Origin of the sequence: Candidatus Pelagibacter sp. HIMB1505 (assembly GCF_052047915.1) — a bacterium.
Classification (GTDB): Bacteria; Pseudomonadota; Alphaproteobacteria; order Pelagibacterales; family Pelagibacteraceae; genus Pelagibacter; species Pelagibacter communis_A.
In genome coordinates, this window is record NZ_JBNAIR010000001.1 from 824,844 (window position 1) to 844,744 (window position 19,901).

The window sequence follows — 19,901 nt, forward strand, 5'->3', positions numbered from 1 at the left end:
ATTTTTAAAGAAAAACTTAAAAATAATCAGTGTCAACTTTGATTATGGTCATTACTTTGTAGCGATATATCAGCAGATATTATTGGTGGCTCTGGATTTGATTGGATTGTTCTAGATATGGAACATGCACCAAATGATCTAAAAACTGTTGTAAGTCAAACACAAGCAATAGAATCAAAAGGAAAATCATCAGTATTAGTCAGGATCCCATGGAATGATCCTTTGTCAGTGAAACTACTATTAGACTATGGTTTTAATACTTTAATTGTTCCAATGATAAATAATAAAGAAGATGCAGAAAAAGCTGTTAAAGCATGTTTCTATCCTCCTAAAGGTATTAGAGGAGTAGCATTTAATCATAGAGGAGATGATTATGGTAGATAAATTAATTACTTAAAAGAAATAGAGGATCAAATTTGCTTAATACCACAACTTGAAACACAAGAGGCAATGAAAAATTGCATTTCAATTGCTACTACCGAAGGTGTTTCAGCAGTATTTATTGGTCCAGCTGATTTATCTGCCGATATGAATATATTGGCAGACTTTGAAAACAAGGATTTATGGTTATTAATTGAGAAAACTTTAATAAAATTGAAATCAGAAAATATTCCAGTTGGAACTATATTAGGAAAACCTAATCTAGTTCAAAGATGTATAGATTTAGGTTTTGATTTTGTTGGTTGTGGTGCGGATTCTGCGTTATTAGCCAAGGCTGCTGACGAATTAAAAAATTCTTTTAAATTAAAAGTTTAGAATATTAAATAAGCTATATTAATAGTTATCAAACTTACTAAACCAACTGTAGTCATAGCAATAAATCCAACCAGAAAAGGTTTGTACCCCATTGTTTTCAAGCCTCTTAGATTAGTGGATAAACCAATCGCGGCCATAGCCATTGTAAGAAAAACTTTAGAGCTAGATTTTATAATATCAACTTTTTGAGACCAATTTTGTGATAAATTAGTTTCTAAAAATAAATGATCACCAATATTTCTAAAAATGATCATCCCAACAAATCCAAGCACAAAATAAGGGAAAATTTTAATTATAGAATAATTTTTTTCTTTAGCTTCACCTCTATTATAAAGATATGCAAATAAAGGTATCATAATTACTAAAAATGTATTTCTAATTAGTTTGGTTACTGTTGCAACATTGAGTGTTTCAGGACTATTGAACTGTTGATCATATATTAATCCTGCAGCTGCTACTTGTGATGTTTCATGGATAGATGTGCCTAAAAATAATCCAATCTGTAAAGGATCACTTTCAAAATAATAGTTAGCAAAATATGGATATATCAACATTGATAAAATTCCAAAAACCGTAATATTTGCTATTGCATAAGAAATTTCATTTTTTTTGGCTTTAATAACTGGAGCGGTTGCCATAATTGCTGTTGTTCCACAAACTGTACTACCAATTGAAATCAAATAAGCCATATGTCTTGGAATTTTGAGTTTCTTAATAAGTAATTTAACAACAACCAAAACACTTATTATGCAAATTATAATTAATGGGATTGCAATCTTTCCAAATTCTAAAAATTCGAAAGGTTTTAGTTGAATACCTAAACAAATAATTCCTAATTTTAATATATATTTTTGGGTAAAATCTAATCCAATACTTGTCATTTCTCTGACTTGGAAAATATTTCCAAAAAAAATACCAATTAAGATAGCAATCATTGCTGTTGAAATCGGGCTCTTTTCGTAACCAAGCAGCTCAATTCCAATTATATTATTGAAACCTTGAGATAGGGTATAAAGAACGAATGCAAGGACTATACCTGGTATCACTACCAGGTATTTATTTTTTAACATTAATTTTGATTATTAAATTCTAAGCACTTCTGTAAAGCTTAGTCATAACAAATTCTTTATGACCTAAAGCTTCAGCACAAGTTAATCTTCCGTTAGCTACTCTTAACATTGATTTAATTAATTCATCTCCAGCTTGATCTAAATTCATCTCTCTTGATAGAATTTTTGATACATCACAATCAATGTGTTCTCCCATACCAGCTACGGTGATAGGGTTTGCAGTTAATTTCACAACTGGTTCAATTGGGTTTCCAACAATATTTCCTTGTCCTGTTGGAAATAAATGAATATTAAATCCAGCTGCTGCTTGAAGCGTAATACACTCTGCTGCTGCAGAAGAAGTATCCATAAAATATAAACCTTTACCTTTTGTAGGTTCTTCTGCTGGTTCTAAAACATCAATAAATTTTCTAGACCCAATTTTTTGGAAATTACCGAAAGCTTTTTCTTCAATAGTTGTTAGTCCACCTGCAATATTTCCAGCTGTTGGTTGACTTTCTGATAAGTCATCTGTTGCTTCTTTTAAAATGAAATCATTGTAGTCACTCCATGTTTTCATAAATTTATCTGAAGCTTCTTTAGTTGCACCTCTTGTGGCACAAACTTGTTCAGCACCTGTTAATTCAGATGTTTCTCCAAAGCATAAATGAACTCCTAATGGCTCTAATTTATCCATTAGATTTCCAACTGTTGGGTTCGCAGCTAATCCTGATGTTGTATCAGACTCTCCACATTTCACAGAAATCCATAAATCACTTAATGGACATTCTTCTCTTTGTTTTTCAGATGCCCACATTGCAAACTCTTGAGCTTTTTTAGAAGCTTTCATAATTGTTCCGATATCACCGGTTCTTTCAATGTGAAATCCCTCAACAGGTTTTCCAGTTTTTGCAATTTCATCGACAATTCTTTTTGTCCATTTAGGCTCAATACCAATTACAATTACAGCAGCTACGTTTGGATTTTTACCTGTTCCAATCATAGTTCTAAAGTGTAATTCTAAATCTGCTCCAAATTGTAATCTTCCATAAGAATGAGGAAGAGCGATCGTACCTTTAATATTATTTGCAACAGCTTCAGCACACGCATTTGAAATATCATCAACAGGAAGAATGATTACATGGTTTCTAGTACCAGCTCTTCCATTTTCTCTCTTATAACCTAAAAAACTTTTTGGGATTTCCATAATTTCCTACCACTTCTTTGTTTTAACATTGTGAACGTGAACATGTTCACCTTTTTTTATTGATTTAACTACTTTACCAATATCATGGCCATATTTTAGAATAGTGTCGCCTTCGTTTAGGTCGATCATTGCGATTTTATGCCCTAAAGGTATTTCATCCACAGATTGAATATTTACTGTCTTATCATTTTCCATAATCCAGCAAGAACAATCCTGTTTTGGTGTAATTTTTTCTATAACAACAACACCTACGTTGTCTTTTTCATCATGTATAATTATATCTGTAGCCATATTAGTGTCGATTTGTTTGTTTGAAATTTTGAAAAACTTATATATTAATCGCGCAGATTAACAAATTAATTTTTATAAATTTTACATACAAAATTAAAAAGAAAATATTAAGGAGAATAATTTATGGCTAAAATGACAACTGAAGAAGCTTTCGTAAAAGTTTTGCAAATGCATGGTATTGAGCATGCTTTTGGTATTATTGGTTCTGCATTTATGCCTATATCAGATATTTTTCCTGATGCTGGAATAACTTTTTGGGATGTTGCTCATGAAACTAACGGTGGATTGATTGCAGACGGATACACTAGAGCAACTGGAAAAATGTCAATGGTTATTGCACAGAACGGTCCTGGTATAACAGGATTAGTTACTCCTATTAAAACCGCGTATTGGAACCATACACCTTTATTATTGGTTACACCTCAAGCTGCAAATAAAACTATGGGTCAAGGAGGTTTCCAGGAGGTTGAACAAATGAACTTATTCAAAGATATGGTTTGCTATCAAGAAGAGGTAAGAGATCCATCAAGAATGGCAGAAGTGTTGAATAGAGTTATTGAAAAAGCTATCAGAGGCTCAGCTCCAGCTCAAATAAATGTACCAAGAGATTATTGGACACAAGTTATTGATATTGATCTTCCTCCAATTGTAAGGCTTGAAAGACAAAGTGGTGGTACTGATGCAATTACGAAAGCAGCTGATCTCTTATCAAAAGCAAAATTTCCAGTGATTTTATCTGGAGCAGGTGTTGTAATTGGTGGGGCAATAGAAGAAACAAAAAAACTTGCTGAAAAATTAGATGCACCAGTATGTTCAGGTTACCAACATAATGATAGTTTTCCTGGAAGTCATCCTTTAGCAGTTGGACCACTAGGTTATAATGGTTCAAAAGCAGCTATGGAATTAATTTCTAAAGCTGATGTTGTTTTAGCGCTTGGTACAAGATTAAATCCATTTTCTACATTACCTGGATATGGAATTGATTATTGGCCAAAGAGTGCAAGTATCATTCAAGTAGATATTAATCCTGATAGAATTGGATTAACTAAAAAAGTAACTGTTGGAATTAGTGGAGATGCAAAACTAGTTGCAACGCAGATTCTTGAAAAACTTTCATCTGGTGCGGGTGATACTGATCGACAGACAAGAAAAGATTTAATTCATCAAACTAAATCAGCTTGGTTACAAAAACTTTCAAGTCTTGATCATGAAGACGATGATGAAGGAACAGTTTGGAATAAGGAAGCAAGAGAAAGAGATGCTGATAGAATGTCGCCAAGACAAGCTTGGAGAGCAATTCAAGCAGGTATGCCAGATGATGTGATTATTTCTAGTGATATTGGAAACAATTGTGCAATTGGAAATGCTTATCCAACATTTGAAAAACCAAGAAAATATTTAGCGCCAGGATTGTTTGGTCCATGCGGTTATGGTTTTCCAGCAATTTTAGGAGCTAAAATTGGTTGTCCTGAAACTCCAGTTATAGGATTTGCTGGTGATGGTGCTTTCGGTATCAGCATGAATGAAATGAGCTCATGTGCCAGAAAAGAATGGCCAGCAATTACTATGGTAATTTTTAGAAATTACCAGTGGGGAGCTGAAAAAAGAAATACTACTTTATGGTTTGATAATAACTTTGTTGGAACAGAACTTGATCCAGAATTAAGCTACGCAAAAGTAGCTGATGCTTGTGGATTAAAGGGTGTTACTGTTAGAACAATGGAAGAAACTACAAATGCAATCAAGCAATCTTGTGAAGATCAAAAAAAAGGAATTACAACATTTATTGAAGTAATTCTAAACCAAGAGCTTGGTGAACCATTTAGAAGAGATGCAATGAAGAAACCAGTAAGAGTTGCTGGTATCAACAAAGAAGATATGAAAAAACAACCTTCTTTGGTTTCTTAAAGACTACTATATTTAAAATAGTTACTATAAACTTACTTAATGGAAGTAAGTAATGATGATTTCTGTTCTTGGATTAATGATCTTGAATCAAGAACAGATATAAAATCTCTTACAAATGACATTGATTGTGAGTGGTTAATCATTGGTGCAGGTTTTACAGGATTATCAGCCGCAAGAAAGTTAGGAGAAATATATCCAAATAAAATAATCACTTTAGTTGATGCACAGTTAGCTGGTGAAGGTGCAAGTTCAAGAAATTCAGGTTATTTAGTTGATACAACACTTAATGATGGGTTTACTTCTAATAAAGATTTAGAAAATTATAAAAAAAAGACACATATTTATCAATTAGGAATTCAAGCAGTTAAAAAATTTATAAAAGAATATCAGGTTGATTGTGATTTCAATGAATCTGGAAAATATTATGCATCTTCCAAATTTGAAGATAAAAAAATTTTAGAAAATTTTTCTAAAATATTATCGAATTTAAATTTTGAAAATGAACTATTATTTAATAAAGATCTTAAAAAAAGATTAGGTACAGATTTTTATAATATTGGCCTTTATACAAAAGGTGGAATTTTATTACATCCTGGAAAATTAGTAAGAGCAATGATTGATACGCTACCAAGTAATGTCAATCTAATTGAAAATTCATTTCTAATTAATTGGAAAATTAATAGTGGTAAAATTATTTGTGAATTTAAAAAAGGAACAATAAAAACAAAAAAAATTATATTTGCTACAAATGGATTTTTAAAATCTCTTGGTATTAAAAAAAATTATAATTTTCCATTAACGTTAACCGCAAGTATGACAAGGCCTTTGAGTGACAAAGAATATGCAAATATAGGAAGTCCAAAGGAATGGGGTCTTTTGCCTGTTAGACCTATGGGGGCCACAATAAGAATGACTAGAAATAGAAGGATTCTTATTAGAAATACTGCTGAGTTTCTAAATCCTTTTCAAATGACAAAACAAGAATTAGAAAAAAGAGCAAAAATACAAAAGATTGGAATTAAAAAAAGATTTCCTCAATTACCAGATAATATAATTGAGTCAACGTGGTCTGGCATTGTTTCAAGGACAAGAAATAGTTCACAAATTTTTGAAAAAATAGATGATAATGTATTTGTTGCAGGTTGTTATAATGGTTCTGGTATTGGGGTTGGTACTTTATTCGGAGAACAAATAGCTATCAAAGCATCTGGTAAAACGTCAAAAGAAATAAAAGTTATTGAGAAAAAAATAAATGTAACTAAATTTCCTCCAGATTTCATATTAAATTTTGGAGCAAAAATTAAACTTCAATATGAAAGATTTAGAGCAAAAAATGATTTGTAAAATATAAAATTATTGTAATAAATTTTTAGATAAGCATAAGTAACCATATGAATGATATTAATAAAAGCACAAACAAAAGTTTTGGTATAGTATTTTTTGTCTTTTTTTTAATAATCGCTTTATATCCCTTAATTCATGACAGTGTTATTAGGTATTGGTCATTAATTTTATCTTTAATTTTTTTGATATTAGGGTTAGTTAACTCAAGAATTTTAACACCACTCAATAAGCTTTGGTTTAAATTTGGCACTTTTTTGGGCAAAACAATTTCCCCAATAATTATGGGATTAATTTTTTTTATAGTTGTTACACCTATTGCAATTCTTATGAAAGTTTTAAATAAAGATTTATTAAATCTCAAATTTAATAATGATAAATCATATTGGATTGAAAAAACTGGTCCAAAAAGTAAAATGAAAAATCAATTTTGAAATGAGTTTTATTAAAGAATTTTGGGAATTTTTAAAAATTAGGAAAAAGTATTGGCTTTTACCTATTATTTTAGTCTTGGTTTTATTTGGTGGTTTGATTGTCTTAACTCAAGGATCTGCAGTAGCACCTTTTATATATACAATATTTTAAGTGTCTAAAATTTTAGGTATATCAGCTTTTTATCATGATAGCGCTGCTACTCTTTTAATTAATGGAGAGATAATCGCTGCTGCTCAAGAGGAAAGATTTACAAGAAAAAAACATGATTCAAGTTATCCAAAAAATGCAATTGATTTTGTTTTAAAATTTGCAAATTTGAAATTGAGTGAAATCGATCAAATTGTTTTTTTTGAAAAACCATTTCTTAAATTTGAAAGATTGTTAGAAACTTATGTAGCGTTTGCTCCAAAAGGCTTTTTATCATTTAGTAAGGCAATGCCTTTATGGATTAAAGATAAGCTTTTTCAAAAAAATTTACTGTTTAATAATCTTAAAGAACATGATGAGGATTATGTATCGGATAAAAATATTTTTTTTTCTGACCATCATCTTAGTCATGCCGCAAGTGCTTTTTATCCATCACCTTTTGAAGAGGCAGTTATTCTAACTGCAGACGGAGTAGGTGAATGGGCAACAACTACAGTGGCTGTTGGTAAAAATCAAAATCTAGAGATTAAAAAAGAAATTCATTTCCCCCATTCACTTGGGCTACTTTATTCTGCTTTTACATATTATACAGGTTTTAAAGTTAATAGTGGGGAATATAAATTAATGGGTCTGGCACCTTATGGTGAACCTATTTATGAAGATAAAATAAAACATTTAATGGACTTAAAAGAAGATGGAAGCTTTAGATTAGATCAAAAATATTTCAATTATGCAACTGGTCTTACCATGACAAATAAAAAATTTGAAAAATTGTTTGGCAAAAAACCACGTAATCCCCAAAAAGAAAATATTGAACAATTTCATATGGATATTGCAGCGTCAATTCAAAAAGTTACTGAAGAAATTATGATTAATTTATCAAAATCAATTCGAAAAGAATACGGTATTAAAAATTTATGTTTAGCTGGGGGTGTAGCATTAAATTGTGTTGCAAATGGAAAAATTCTTAAAGAAAAAATTTTTGATAATATTTGGATTCAACCAGCTGCTGGAGATGCAGGTGGTTCCTTAGGTGCTGCCTTAGCTTTATGGCATATTGATCAAGGTAATAAAAGATTGGTAAGTTTAAATGATAAAATGAAAGGTTCATATTTAGGAACTGAATTTAGTCAAGATGAAATTGAAAAAGATTTAATAAAGGTAGGAGCAAAATTTGAAACACTTAAATATGATGAATTAATAGAAAAATCTGCAGAATTTTTGTCCAAAGAAAAAGCTTTAGGATGGTTTCAAGGTAGAATGGAATTTGGACCTAGAGCTTTAGGTGCAAGATCTATTTTGGGTGATCCAAGATCTGATAAAACGCAAAGAAACTTAAATCTCAAAGTAAAATATAGAGAAAGTTTTAGACCATTTGCGCCATCAGTGATTAGAGAAGATTTATCAGAATGGTTTGATATGAATGTTGACAGCCCTTATATGTTGTTAGTTGCAGAAATTAATTTAAAAAAAAAAATTGAAATGACTAGTGAACAAAAAAAACTTTTTGGCATAGATAAGTTGAATATAAAAAGATCAAAAATTCCAGCAGTAACTCATGTTGATTATTCAGCCAGAGTTCAGACAGTTTCAAAAGAAATTAATAGTCGTTATTATGATTTAATTTCTAAATTTAAAGAAAAAACAGGTTGTCCAGTGATAGTAAATACCTCTTTTAATGTAAGAGGAGAGCCAATAGTAAACACTCCTACAGATGCTTTTAACTGTTTTATGGCAACTGATTTAGATTATCTTATAATTGGCAATAGTATTCTTGACAAAACAAAACAGAATTTAAATTTGAAAAAAGATTATAAGACTGAATTTGAGCTAGATTAAGATTCAAATGAAACTTTCAAAGATTATATTTTTTAATTTTTTAATTTTTTTTTTATTAATAATTTTATTTGAATTTTTTTTTGGATATTGGTTTAAGGATGAGAATTTTGGCATATATATGCGAAAAGAAAGAAAATTATATTGGCAAACAAATTCAAATTTCAATAACAAAGACTATTCCTTTTTTTATAAAAGAAATTATTGGGGTTTTAGAAATGAGGAATTTGATCCAAAAAATGTTAAAATAATTTTTGAAGGTGGTAGCACAGGAAATCAACGTTTTACCCCTGATGATTTAACAATTGTAGGTATAATTAATAAAAAATTTAAAGAATCTGAAACAGATTATAAAATTTATAATGCTTCAACTGATGGCAAATCTCTCAATGGATATATAAATGATTTTATCAATTGGTTTCCAAATATTCCTAATTTAAATCCAGAAGTAGTTATTTTCTATATCGGTGTAAACGATAGATCATTAAATGGAAACTTTTATTTAGATAATAAAATTAGTGAAAAAAAAATTGATAAAGTTAAAGATTACATAAAAAATAATAGTTTTTTTTATGATAAGTTTAAAATAATCAAAAATAAATATTTTCCAAAAAATACTTTTGCTTACGATTTAACTAATGATTTATTATATGAAAATTTTGAATATATAAACTTTAAAAAAGCTGAACTTTTATATAAAAATTTAAAAAAAGAAAATTTAATCTTAGCTCAAACATTTCATAATAAATTAATAAAACTCAAAAGAATTTTAGATAAAGAAAAAATAAAACCAATTTTTATTACACAGATAATGTTTAACGGTCTAAAAGATGAAAGATTATTTGCAGTAAATAATGAATTAAAAAAATTTTCAATAAAAAACAATTATCCATTAATTGCCTTGGATGAAATAATTGAAATGAAAAAAAATGATTTTTATGACACAGTTCATACAACACCACAGGGTTCTAAAAGAATTGCTGAGACAATATTTCCTTTTCTCCATGAATATATAAATGAATTTAAATTTTAATAATTTTTTGACTAATCTTTTTTATTAATACTGTGATATACTTTTAATGAATGTCTAAAAAATTACCCAGAAATACTAAAGTTGTTGTAATTGGCGGTGGTGTAATAGGCTGTTCTGTAGCTTATCATTTAACTAAATTTGGTTGGAAAGATGTTGTCATTCTTGAAAGAGATCAATTAACTTCGGGTACGACTTGGCATGCAGCAGGTTTAGTAAGCCAGTTAGGTCCAACTGCAGCAGTAACAAAAATTAGAAAATATAGTTTAGACCTCTATAAAAAATTAGAAAAAGAAGTAGATCATTCAGCGGGTTTAAGATTAAATGGTGCACTTTCAATTGCTCAAACCGATGGACGTTGGCAAGAACTTAAAAGACAAGCAACAACTGCTCAACTTTATGATGTTGATATTAAAATATTAGATAAAGACGAAATAAAGAAAAATTACCCAATGGTTTTTACAGATGATCTTAAGGGTGGAGTATTGATGCCTGGTGATGGTGCAGCCGATCCAAGTGGTGTAACACATATGCTTGCAAAAGGTGCAAGATTGAATGGTGCACAAATTTTTGAAAAATCTCCAGTTGAAAAGATATTGACTAAAAATGGTAGAGTTGCAGGTGTTAGAGTAAATGGACAAGAAATAGAATGTGAGTATATTGTACTTGCAACTGGGATGTGGTCTAGACAAATTGGTGAAAATATGGGGGTTAGTATTCCTTTATATCCTGCAGAACATTTTTATGTCATTACCGAACCAATTGAAGAGTTACCAAAAACTTTACCTGTTATTAGAGACTTTGATAGTAGCACCTATTTTAAAGAGGATGCTGGAAAATTATTAATTGGAATATTTGAGGGAAAATCAATTCCTGCATTTGATAAAACTAATAGAGTACCAAATGATTTTTCATTTGGAGAGTTTCCTGAAAATTTTGATCATTTTGAGCCTTACTTGGAAGCTTCAATGAAAAGATTTCCAGTTTTAGAAAAAGTTGGAATTAGAAAATTTTTTGCAGGTCCAGAATCATTTACTCCAGATACCAATACTTTACTTGGAGAAGTGCCTGAGGTTAAAAATTTATTTTTAAGTTGTGGTTTAAATAGTATTGGAATTGGTAGTGGTGGGGGAGTTGGGAAAGTAACTGCAGAGTGGTTAATGACAGGTCATATTAATGAAGATATTTTTAATTATGATATTAAAAGATTTCAAAAGTTTCATTCAGAGTTAAGTTTTATCAAAGATCGAATAACTGAAAGTCTTGGAGATTTATATGGAATGCATTGGCCTTTCAAACAACATAAAACCTCTAGAAATGTAAAAACACTTCCCTATCATGATCAATTAAAAAGCTTTGGTGCATGTTTTGGAGTTTCAGCTGGATATGAAAGACCCATGTGGTTTTCATTAGATGGAGAAAAAGCAGAATATAATTACAGTTACAATTATCAAAATTGGTATCCATCGGTTGAATATGAAACAAATAATACACTTAAGAATGTTGGATTATATGATTTAACACCCTTTTCAAAATTTGAAATTAAATCAGATAAAGCACATGCAGAATTACAAAAAATTTGCACATCAAATATAAAAAAAGAAATTGGAAAGTGTACTTATACTCATATGCTAAATTCAGATGGAGGAATTGAAACTGATTTAACAATTGTTTGTATTAATGAAAATCATTTTAGGATTATTAGTTCAGCTGCAACAAGGGAAAGAGATAAATTTCATATTAGAAAACATTTATCTAATGGTGTTGACCTAGTTGATATAACTGATGATTATTGTGTATTTGGTTTATTTGGACCAAAAAGTAGATCTTTAATGCAAGCTTTAAGCACTGATGATTTTAGTAATGAAAACTTTAAATTTGCAACTTCCAAAAATATTGAAATTGAAGGAATAAAGATTTGGGCTCAAAGATTATCTTATGTGGGTGAACTTGGATTTGAATTATATGTAAAAACTAATGATGCAAAAAAGATTTATGAGTTAATAGTGGAAAAAGGTAAAGAATTTAACTTATCAAATTGTGGTATGCATGCCTTAGATACAATGCGGATGGAAAGTGGCTTTCTACATTGGGGACATGACATTTCGCCAGAAGAAAATCAATATCAAGCAGGCTTAAATTTTACAATTAGTTATAAAAAAGATACGGATTTTATTGGTAAAGAAGCATTACTAAAAATTAAAGATCAAAAAGTAGATCGAAAATTTGCAATGTTTATTCTAAAAGACAACAAACCTGGTGAACCATTATTGTTGCATGATGAACCAATTTATCTAGATGATAAAATTATAGGAAGAACAACATCCGGAAACTATTCATTTAATTTCAAAAAAAATCTATCTTTTGGATATATAAAAAATAATCATACTAACGAAGAGATTCAATCTAAAAATCTATTTATTGAAGTTGAAAAGAAAAAATATCCAATAGAATTATTACTTAAACCTTTGAAGCAAACAGATTTTAAGAATAGTTAAGACTTATTCTTTAAAAAAAATACAAACAACAATCCAGTAATATACATAATTATCGCATAAGCGCCGGTTGGAATTGCATACAATATATCAGTGCCAAATATCTGAGTTGAGACAAATATTGCCAAAGTTCCATTTTGCAAACCACATTCTAATGCAATACATTTTTGCTGCTTAATTCCAGAGGCAAAAGTTTTTGCTAAATAATAAGCAATTACCATCATTGATATATTCAAAATTAAAGAAATTAAACCTGCTTGGATTATAAAATTAATTAAGTTTTCTCTCTCCTCGTAAAATGCAGCAATAAAAAAAATAACAAAAAAAATTATGTTTAATTTATTAAATATTTCTACTTTTGAAGAAATAAAGTTTTCAGAATATTTTCTTATAATCATTCCTAAAATTACTGGAACTGTTACGACTAGAAACATTTTTAGAGCTATCCCTAGCATTGAAATATTTTGAGCAACATTTGTTATTCCAAATAAATCAGCCGAAGTAAAAATAATTAAAGGAACACTCACAATGCTTATTAAGCTAATGACTGCTGTTAAAGATACTGATAAAGCAACATCACCATTAGCAAACTTAGTTAAAATATTTGAGGTAACACCTCCAGGTGCTGCAGCAATTATCATAACCCCAATAGCTATTTCTGGTGGCGTTTTTAAAATCAAAATTAATACATATGCAACAATTGGAAGAATTATTAATTGAGAAAAAAGACCAATAACAAAATCTTTAGGTACTTTTAATACTCGAGTGAAGTCCTCAAATTTTAAACCCAAACCTAGACCAAGCATTATTAATGCTAAGATTAAAGGAGCAATTTTTGTTACAATTTCCATTTAAATTATTCTAATTATACTCAAAAGTTATACCAGGAAATTGAAATTTGTTCTTGAGTAAAAAATAATTGAAAAATTTAGTTTTAGATGATTAATTGTGCTTTATGCAAAATTCATTCTCATCGCTTAAAAATAAAATTATAAAAAGACATGAAATAATGAGCGAGAATAATGAACATAATAAATCCACAAATATTAATATTTTATTGAATAGAGTGAGTGTTAATAAAAGAAAAGAGTTTCAAAAAAAAATTTTATTTACTGCAGCAATTTTATTAGGAGCTGTTTTATTTGGTGTTTTAATATTTTAAAATCTAAATTTTAGTATTAAATAATTGGGATGATAAAAGTTATTCCAAATAAAAATAATATAGTTGCAGAAATTGAATGTAATCTAAAATCCTTAACAAAAACTGAGATCATAAAGATCAAATCATGTTTGATTAAATATGGTTTAATTTATTTTAGAAAACAAAAATTATCTTCTAAAGAATATTTAAAATTTTCAACAATATTTGGAAAACCTGCTTATTATCCAAGGTTAAAAGGACTAAGTAAAAAATATCCTCAAATAACTGTTGTTCAAAGAAAATCTACAGACAAAGGCCCAAACTTTGGAGAACAATTTCATACTGATTCAAGTTACACAAAAAGACCACCAAAATTTACAATGCTATTTTCTAAAATTGTACCCAAGAAAGGATTAGGTAATACTGATTTTTCATCACAATATTTAGCTTACAAATATTTACCTTTAAAACTTAAAAATGAATTAAAAGACTTAAAAGGAACTTTTTCTTCAAATGGACCAATTGCAAACACAACTATTGAAAGAACAAAAGAAAAAGGAGTATTAAAAAAAGAATTAGTTGCTAGACATAAGATAATAAGATCAGTTAATGGTAAGAAAACTATTTATTGTAGCCCTGGTCATTTAATTGCTTTCAATAAATCTATTAAAAATTTTAAAAATTTAAAAAATATTTTATTTAAACATCAAACAAAAAAGAAATTTCAATTTTCTTTAGAATGGGAAAAAGATCAGATAGCTATATGGGATAACAGATCAATGTTGCACCAAGCAACTTCATTTAATGGCAATCGTAAAATGCATAGAATTACAATTCAATAGTCTATATAAAGTATAAAATGAATTTAAATAAATTAGCTATCAAATACAAGTCTGATAAATATGGCTCTCATTTTTACACCCCAGTTTATCAAAAATACATGGAGTCAAAAAAAAATAAAAAAATAAATCTTTTTGAAATCGGTGTAGGTGGACTTGAACCTAAAGTTGGATATTCAGGATTAAAAACTGGTGGTGAGTCATTAAGAATGTGGAGAGATTTTTTTAAAAAAGGAATGATTGTTGGGTTAGATATAGTTAAAAAAGATTTAAAATTAGGAAAAAGAGTAAAAATTTTTCATGGATCACAGAGTGACCCAAAAGTTTTAGATAAGATAATTAATAAATATAAAAAATTTGATTTTATAATTGATGATGGTTCTCATAATTACAAAGATGTCAAATTTTCATTTGAACATATTTTTCACTCATTAAAAAATGGAGGCTACTATTTTATAGAAGATACTCAATCATCATATATACGTGAGCTAGGTGGAGATGGAGCTAATTTATTAAATCAAAGTACAGTTATAAATTATTTCAAAAAAGTCGTAGACAAAATTAATTATAAAGAAATTGAAAATCCTTTTTATAAAGCAGATTTTTTTGATAAAAATATTACTGAGATTCATTTTTACCACAATCTAATAGTAATTAGAAAAAACGAGAATTTAGAGAAAAGTAATATTCTTGTTAATAATAGAAGACTTGTAAGTGGAAAAAATCTAGTTCAACTAAGAACATTTATCAAAAATACGAAATATTTTGTTTTACACGTTGTTGCAAAGTTAAAATTTTTACTAAGAAAGATATTGTTTTAATCAAATTTCTCTTAATGCAAGTATTAATTTGATAAATAATTTATAATATATTATACAACATTTTCTTTGGCGGGGTAGCTCAGTTGGTTAGAGCGCGGGACTCATAAGCCCGAGGTCAGTGGTTCGATCCCACTTCCCGCTACCATTCTAGACGATCGATATCATTTTGCTCCATATATGCTCCAATGACATTAGATTAAAAATGTTTTTCCTGTTGCATATTGATGATTGTTAATTGTAGATTGCAATTTATGAGATTGTTATTACTTCTAATAAGTATTTTTTTATTAAATATTTCTATTGCACATACTACTGATTATAAAAATTTAGATAAACTATCTAAAAATAATAGTTTTTTTGATGATAAAGGAAGTCCTTATTCTATAGAAAAAATTCAAGATATAAAAAATTCAATTTTAATAATTTATAATCATGGTAGCGAAAATGATCTTAAGATTGATCCTTGTAATAAAAAACCCCCAAAAGGTTATTTATGGAAAGGAGCAGTTGTACCTGCATTATTAAAACTACATGATCAAAAAATAAATAATTTAACCGTTAGAATTTATCGATTGTGTTCAGGTGTTAAAGGAATTTCATTAAAGACAATGAAGAAATATCGAAAAGAATTAAAAGAGACTGGCAGTATAATTTTACAGGATGAGTATAAAAATTTGAAAAGGCAAAATATAATTATTAACGAAGTAAAAAAATTTAAAGACTTAGGTTTTGAAAATATAATTTTAGCTGGTTATTCTGCTGGTGCATGGGCATCTTTAAATTTGCAGGCAAGGTTTCCTGAATTAATAAAAGGAGTTATAGCGATTAATCCTGCTTTTGCAGGAAAAAAAAATGGTTGGCAGAAAAAATACCCTGAATGGGGAAAAATAAGAGATAAAGAAATTGATATTTTGAATAGAAATAAAAATTTAAAAGCAATTTTGTTTGCTCATAATAAAGATAAATTTGAAGATATTAAAACTTTATCCTTTTTTAAAAATTTTAAAGAAATAAATTTTGTTGATTATAGTAATATTAAACCAAATAGTTGTTCATGGGCAGATGTTGATAGGAATATGGAAAGTGATAAAGGTCATAATATTCCACAGTCAAAGTGTTTTACCAGGTATGTTGAAAAAAATGAATTTTTAATAAAATTCCTCGAAAGAATTTTTTAATAATTAAATTTACAAGGAGATATATTTGCTCCAATAGTGCTCCAATGACATTGGTTCTTGACTAAGATTCTTTAATTTGATTCAATATGCATAGAAAGGAAAGAGAGCATTTACAGGAGTAATTGTTCTAGAGGTAGGCTCAAGGGTTCATGGCGATAGACTCATAAGCCCGAGGTCAGTGGTTCGATCCCACTTCCCGCTACCATTCTAGAAGCATTAGTCTGTTTTGCGTCTCTGAGGTGTTAATTAAATTAGTTATTGAATATCATTTTCATCTATGACGCCATCATTATTGGCATCTAGATTAACTGTAGTCCATCCACTATCTCTTTGTCCAATATTAACATTTTCAATTGTCTCATCTAGTTGTTGTTCTAACTGGGGAAGACTTGCTGTTGCAGCATCCAACTCTGTTTGAAAGTTATTTAAGTTTTGGTTTAAAGTATTTAATTGATCAGTATTTGTATTTAATTCAGATTGAGAACTATCTAGTGTATTTTGAGTATCTGATATTTGATTTTCAATAGAAGTTCTTTGGTTATTTAAATCTTCAATCTGTTCTTCAGTTAGATCTGTATTTTTTAATTCTTCATCTATTTGATTAAGCTGTGTATTCAATCCATCTATTTCATTTTGCAAAGTATTAATTGATCCATTTAGTTCTGAAATTGATTGACTTAAGTTATTAATAGTTAACTCAGTTGATTGAATTTGATTTGGTAGTGAACTAATTAGAGAATTGGATACTTGTATTTGATTTTGTAATTCTAAAATTCCAGTTTCTTGTGGAGTACCAAAATTAGCTTGTAAGGCACCAATTGAAGCATTCAGTCCTAAACTTTTTGCAACCTTTACATAAGTTGAAACTTTCTGACCGTTATTAATTTTTGAAACTTTTTTATCAAAATTTTCTAACGCTTTTTGTATTTGTTCTTCATTTTTTGCTTTTGCTAATTTGTTTTCAAGTTTTCTAGTTTCTTTTAAAGATTTATTTATTGCTTTAACCTCTTCCTTCTCCTGTTTGCTAGCTCCTTTAGGTGCTTTAACATTTTTAGTTAATGATTTTGTTTTTTCTTTTGCTGCTTTCTCTGCTGCTTTAGTTTCAGACTTTGCAGATTTAGACTCTGATTTGCCTGAACCTGATGAAGATGATGAGCTTCCAGAATTTGAACTTGATGAAGAGTTGTCTTTGCCACCTTTATCACCTTTGTCCTTTTTTGCATAAACTGGAGAGATTGATAATAAAAATATAATTAATAATGTTAAAATTTTTTTCATAAGAAATTGATAATATTTTTTTTACATTTGTAAATATTTGACCCATATACGCGTCAATGACATTGGTTTTTGACTAAGATTCTTTAATTTGATTCAATATCACTAGAAAGGAAAGAGAGCATTTATAGGAGTAATTGTTCTAGATGAGTAGAGCAGGGTTCATGGCGATAGACTCATAAACCCGAGGTCAGTCGTTCGATCCCATTTCCCGATACCACATTTAAGATTTTTTAATAATTTTTTTCAAGTATGTTGAATATTCACAATTTCCATAAAAATTAATTGCATTTAAAATTTGTCTTTTTGAAATCCATTTATTGATTAAGGCTATTTCTTCAAGACAAGCAATTTTGAAACCCTGTCTGTTCTCAATAGCAGAAACAAAGGCTGAGGTTTTATAAAAATCCTCTATAGTTCCAGTGTCCAGCCATGCTCCACCTCTACCAATTATATCAGCATTTAATTGTTTTTTTGATTTATAAAAGTTTAATAAATCCACAATCTCTACTTCACCTCTTTTAGAAGGTTTAAGTTTTTTTGCCAATTCAACTACTTTATTATCAAAAAAATATAATCCGGTTATTGCTAAATCTGATAAAAATTTTTTAGGTTTTTCTTTTATAGATAAAATATTATTTTTTTTATCTACCTTTGCTACGCCAAATGATTCAGGATTTTGAACTTTGTGAAGCACTACTCTTGCTCCTTTTTTAATCTTAGTATTTTTTTTTAATTTTGTAGTTAGATTTTGCCCATAAAAAAAATTATCTCCAAGGATAAGTGCAACATTATTTTTACCTATAAATTTTTCACCTATTACAAATGCATCAGGTAAACCTCTTGGTTTTTTTTGTTCTAAATATGTAATTTTAATTCCTAAATTATCTCCATTAGGAATAATTTTTTTATACTGCTCTAATTGTCCTTCATTTACAATAATTAATATATCTTTAATTCCAGCAAGCATCAAAATTGACAATGGATAAAAAATTAAAGGTTTGTCATAAATAGGGAGAAGCTGTTTGTTTACAGCTTTAGTTAAGGGGCTCATCCTTGTTCCTTTTCCACCAGCTAATATGATGCCTTTTCTGATCATGCTTTTCCTAATCTTTTTATAATATCTTTTTTTAATAAGTTTTTATAATAAGTTTTATTTTTATTATACCAATTGAATGTAAGTTTAATTCCATTAGTAAAATTTACTTTCGGTTTCCATTTAATATTATTAATAATCTTATTACTATTTAGAGCATATCTAATGTCATGTCCTGGACGATCTTTAACAAAATTTATTTTTACATTATTTCCAAGTTTTACAATTTTTTTTGAAACATTTAATAGTTGGGAACAAACTTCAAGGTTGTTTAAATTTTTATTGGATCCAATATTATAAAATTCTCCAATTTTGCCTCTTAAAAAAACTTTTAATAAAGCTTCACAGTGGTCTTTGACATAAATCCATTCTCTTGAATTAGTTCCTTTTCCATAAATTGGTAAAGGTTTATTATTTAGAATATTATATATCAATTTTGGTATTAGTTTTTCAGGATGTTGTTTAGGTCCATAATTATTTGAACAATTTGTCACTATCGCAGGTATGTTATAAGTTCTTACGTAAGAACTCACCAAATGATCTGAAGCAGCTTTACTTGCTGCGTATGGAGAGCTTGGTTGATAGGGATAATCCTCAGAAGTTCTACCAGATAAAATATCACCATAAACTTCGTCAGTTGATATATGGACTAGTCTTGATTTATTTTTTTTTGTAAAATTTTTAAAACACTCCAATAAATTATAAACTCCAACAATATTACTTTGAATAAAGCTTTCAGGGTTATCTATAGATCTATCAACATGAGTTTCTGCAGCTAAATTAAAGATACCAGATGGTTTATAGTTATTAATTATCTTATTTAATTTTTTATCTTTAATATCAAGTTTTATAAATTTATATCTTCTTGAATTTTCAAATTCCTTAACATTATAAAAATTAGATGAATAAGTTACTTTGTCTATATTAAGAACTGAATAATTTTTATTTAAAAGCAATTCTATTAGATTACTTCCAATAAATCCAAGTCCACCTGTCACTATAATTTTTTTCATAGATACTTAAATTTTTACATTAGAATAAAATCTTAGTATATAT

General features: G+C 28.5%; 18 protein-coding genes, 1 tRNA gene and 1 pseudogene. 13 read left to right on the plus strand and 7 right to left on the minus strand.

From position 1 onward, the window contains the following. Window positions 1–54 precede the first annotated feature (54 nt). Window positions 55–756: pseudogene (locus tag ACTTAU_RS04300) on the plus strand (HpcH/HpaI aldolase family protein); the annotation flags it as partial. Here the strand turns inward: ACTTAU_RS04300 and ACTTAU_RS04305 are convergent. The 3 genes from ACTTAU_RS04305 to ACTTAU_RS04315 are packed head-to-tail and all read right to left on the minus strand — an operon-like array spanning window position 753 to window position 3,303. After that, complete coding sequence (locus ACTTAU_RS04305; protein WP_438305229.1) at window positions 753–1,826, minus strand: YeiH family protein; 1,074 nt, start codon at window positions 1,824–1,826, stop codon at window positions 753–755. The pseudogene ACTTAU_RS04300 and the gene ACTTAU_RS04305 sit on opposite strands and share 4 nt — an antisense overlap. 19 nt (window positions 1,827–1,845) lie before the next feature. After that, entirely contained in the window at window positions 1,846–3,012 is a 1,167-nt protein-coding gene (locus ACTTAU_RS04310; RefSeq protein ID WP_438305227.1) for a UxaA family hydrolase, read from the minus strand. Window positions 3,013–3,018: 6 nt separating this feature from the next. Next, window positions 3,019–3,303: a UxaA family hydrolase gene (locus ACTTAU_RS04315; RefSeq protein WP_438305225.1), complete on the minus strand. Its 285-nt coding sequence runs from the start codon at window positions 3,301–3,303 to the stop codon at window positions 3,019–3,021. Between the two features lie 123 nt (window positions 3,304–3,426). On the opposite strand from ACTTAU_RS04315, the gene xsc reads away from it, so the two are divergent. Genes xsc through ACTTAU_RS04350 form a run of 7 tightly spaced genes read left to right on the plus strand, consistent with a single transcriptional unit; the run spans window position 3,427 to window position 12,498 of the window. Continuing rightward, on the plus strand, window positions 3,427–5,211 hold the full coding sequence (gene xsc, locus ACTTAU_RS04320) for a sulfoacetaldehyde acetyltransferase (RefSeq protein WP_438305224.1): 1,785 nt from the start codon (window positions 3,427–3,429) through the stop codon (window positions 5,209–5,211). A 39-nt stretch (window positions 5,212–5,250) separates the two neighbouring features. Further along, window positions 5,251–6,555, plus strand: coding sequence for an NAD(P)/FAD-dependent oxidoreductase (locus tag ACTTAU_RS04325; protein WP_438305222.1), 1,305 nt, complete (start codon window positions 5,251–5,253; stop codon window positions 6,553–6,555). A gap of 47 nt (window positions 6,556–6,602) precedes the next feature. Then, window positions 6,603–6,986, plus strand: a complete 384-nt coding sequence (locus tag ACTTAU_RS04330; RefSeq protein WP_438305219.1) for an SxtJ family membrane protein — start codon at window positions 6,603–6,605, stop codon at window positions 6,984–6,986. A 1-nt stretch (window position 6,987) separates the two neighbouring features. Further along, on the plus strand, window positions 6,988–7,137 hold the full coding sequence (locus ACTTAU_RS04335; protein ID WP_198150120.1) for a DUF5989 family protein: 150 nt from the start codon (window positions 6,988–6,990) through the stop codon (window positions 7,135–7,137). Next, the gene (locus ACTTAU_RS04340; RefSeq protein WP_438305216.1) at window positions 7,138–8,973 is read left to right on the plus strand and encodes a carbamoyltransferase family protein; all 1,836 of its coding nucleotides are present in this window, start codon (window positions 7,138–7,140) and stop codon (window positions 8,971–8,973) included. Window positions 8,974–8,980: 7 nt separating this feature from the next. Continuing rightward, window positions 8,981–10,003 carry a hypothetical protein gene (locus tag ACTTAU_RS04345; protein ID WP_438305214.1) on the plus strand — a complete coding sequence of 341 codons (1,023 nt, stop codon included), beginning with the start codon at window positions 8,981–8,983 and terminating at the stop codon, window positions 10,001–10,003. A 50-nt stretch (window positions 10,004–10,053) separates the two neighbouring features. Next, window positions 10,054–12,498, plus strand: a complete 2,445-nt coding sequence (locus tag ACTTAU_RS04350; protein ID WP_438305212.1) for a GcvT family protein — start codon at window positions 10,054–10,056, stop codon at window positions 12,496–12,498. Here the strand turns inward: ACTTAU_RS04350 and ACTTAU_RS04355 are convergent. Then, complete coding sequence (locus ACTTAU_RS04355) at window positions 12,495–13,346, minus strand: bile acid:sodium symporter family protein (protein WP_438305209.1); 852 nt, start codon at window positions 13,344–13,346, stop codon at window positions 12,495–12,497. The genes ACTTAU_RS04350 and ACTTAU_RS04355 overlap by 4 nt on opposite strands. A gap of 104 nt (window positions 13,347–13,450) precedes the next feature. Between ACTTAU_RS04355 and ACTTAU_RS04360 the strand changes: the two genes are divergently transcribed. The 5 genes from ACTTAU_RS04360 to ACTTAU_RS04380 all read left to right on the plus strand — a co-directional run bounded on the left by ACTTAU_RS04360 (window position 13,451) and on the right by ACTTAU_RS04380 (window position 16,474). Then, a complete protein-coding gene (locus ACTTAU_RS04360) occupies window positions 13,451–13,657 on the plus strand; it encodes a hypothetical protein (protein WP_438305207.1) in 207 nt (68 codons plus the stop codon). 29 nt (window positions 13,658–13,686) lie between these two features. Beyond that, a complete protein-coding gene (locus ACTTAU_RS04365) occupies window positions 13,687–14,478 on the plus strand; it encodes a TauD/TfdA dioxygenase family protein (RefSeq protein ID WP_438305204.1) in 792 nt (263 codons plus the stop codon). Between the two features lie 17 nt (window positions 14,479–14,495). Continuing rightward, on the plus strand, window positions 14,496–15,296 hold the full coding sequence (locus ACTTAU_RS04370) for a class I SAM-dependent methyltransferase (RefSeq protein ID WP_438305202.1): 801 nt from the start codon (window positions 14,496–14,498) through the stop codon (window positions 15,294–15,296). A gap of 68 nt (window positions 15,297–15,364) precedes the next feature. After that, window positions 15,365–15,441, plus strand: a tRNA-Met gene (locus ACTTAU_RS04375). Window positions 15,442–15,547: 106 nt separating this feature from the next. Continuing rightward, window positions 15,548–16,474 carry a hypothetical protein gene (locus ACTTAU_RS04380; RefSeq protein ID WP_440632916.1) on the plus strand — a complete coding sequence of 309 codons (927 nt, stop codon included), beginning with the start codon at window positions 15,548–15,550 and terminating at the stop codon, window positions 16,472–16,474. Window positions 16,475–16,729: 255 nt separating this feature from the next. Here the strand turns inward: ACTTAU_RS04380 and ACTTAU_RS04385 are convergent, their stop codons facing one another. The 3 genes from ACTTAU_RS04385 to rfbB all read right to left on the minus strand — a co-directional run bounded on the left by ACTTAU_RS04385 (window position 16,730) and on the right by rfbB (window position 19,858). Next, window positions 16,730–17,752 (minus strand): hypothetical protein, encoded by a 1,023-nt coding sequence (locus ACTTAU_RS04385; protein WP_438305198.1) that lies wholly within the window; start codon window positions 17,750–17,752, stop codon window positions 16,730–16,732. Window positions 17,753–17,972: 220 nt separating this feature from the next. After that, entirely contained in the window at window positions 17,973–18,848 is an 876-nt protein-coding gene (gene rfbA, locus ACTTAU_RS04390; protein WP_438305196.1) for a glucose-1-phosphate thymidylyltransferase RfbA, read from the minus strand. Beyond that, window positions 18,845–19,858, minus strand: a complete 1,014-nt coding sequence (rfbB, locus tag ACTTAU_RS04395; RefSeq protein ID WP_438305193.1) for a dTDP-glucose 4,6-dehydratase — start codon at window positions 19,856–19,858, stop codon at window positions 18,845–18,847. Before rfbB ends, rfbA begins: the two co-directional genes overlap by 4 nt. Window positions 19,859–19,901: the final 43 nt, after the last annotated feature.

Excerpts from the sequence above, each read along its gene's own strand:
- ACTTAU_RS04325 (WP_438305222.1), top strand. The coding sequence starts at position 5,251 with ATGGAAGTAAGTAATGATGATTTCTGTTCTTGGATTAATGATCTTGAA.
- ACTTAU_RS04330 (WP_438305219.1), top strand. The coding sequence starts at position 6,603 with ATGAATGATATTAATAAAAGCACAAACAAAAGTTTTGGTATAGTATTT.
- ACTTAU_RS04305 (WP_438305229.1), bottom strand. The coding sequence starts at position 1,826 with ATGTTAAAAAATAAATACCTGGTAGTGATACCAGGTATAGTCCTTGCA.
- ACTTAU_RS04355 (WP_438305209.1), bottom strand. The coding sequence starts at position 13,346 with ATGGAAATTGTAACAAAAATTGCTCCTTTAATCTTAGCATTAATAATG.
- xsc (WP_438305224.1), top strand. The coding sequence starts at position 3,427 with ATGGCTAAAATGACAACTGAAGAAGCTTTCGTAAAAGTTTTGCAAATG.
- ACTTAU_RS04315 (WP_438305225.1), bottom strand. The coding sequence starts at position 3,303 with ATGGCTACAGATATAATTATACATGATGAAAAAGACAACGTAGGTGTT.
- rfbB (WP_438305193.1), bottom strand. The coding sequence starts at position 19,858 with ATGAAAAAAATTATAGTGACAGGTGGACTTGGATTTATTGGAAGTAAT.
- ACTTAU_RS04350 (WP_438305212.1), top strand. The coding sequence starts at position 10,054 with ATGTCTAAAAAATTACCCAGAAATACTAAAGTTGTTGTAATTGGCGGT.
- ACTTAU_RS04380 (WP_440632916.1), top strand. The coding sequence starts at position 15,548 with ATGAGATTGTTATTACTTCTAATAAGTATTTTTTTATTAAATATTTCT.
- ACTTAU_RS04335 (WP_198150120.1), top strand. The coding sequence starts at position 6,988 with ATGAGTTTTATTAAAGAATTTTGGGAATTTTTAAAAATTAGGAAAAAG.
- ACTTAU_RS04365 (WP_438305204.1), top strand. The coding sequence starts at position 13,687 with ATGATAAAAGTTATTCCAAATAAAAATAATATAGTTGCAGAAATTGAA.
- ACTTAU_RS04310 (WP_438305227.1), bottom strand. The coding sequence starts at position 3,012 with ATGGAAATCCCAAAAAGTTTTTTAGGTTATAAGAGAGAAAATGGAAGA.
- ACTTAU_RS04345 (WP_438305214.1), top strand. The coding sequence starts at position 8,981 with ATGAAACTTTCAAAGATTATATTTTTTAATTTTTTAATTTTTTTTTTA.
- ACTTAU_RS04370 (WP_438305202.1), top strand. The coding sequence starts at position 14,496 with ATGAATTTAAATAAATTAGCTATCAAATACAAGTCTGATAAATATGGC.
- ACTTAU_RS04385 (WP_438305198.1), bottom strand. The coding sequence starts at position 17,752 with ATGAAAAAAATTTTAACATTATTAATTATATTTTTATTATCAATCTCT.
- ACTTAU_RS04360 (WP_438305207.1), top strand. The coding sequence starts at position 13,451 with ATGCAAAATTCATTCTCATCGCTTAAAAATAAAATTATAAAAAGACAT.
- rfbA (WP_438305196.1), bottom strand. The coding sequence starts at position 18,848 with ATGATCAGAAAAGGCATCATATTAGCTGGTGGAAAAGGAACAAGGATG.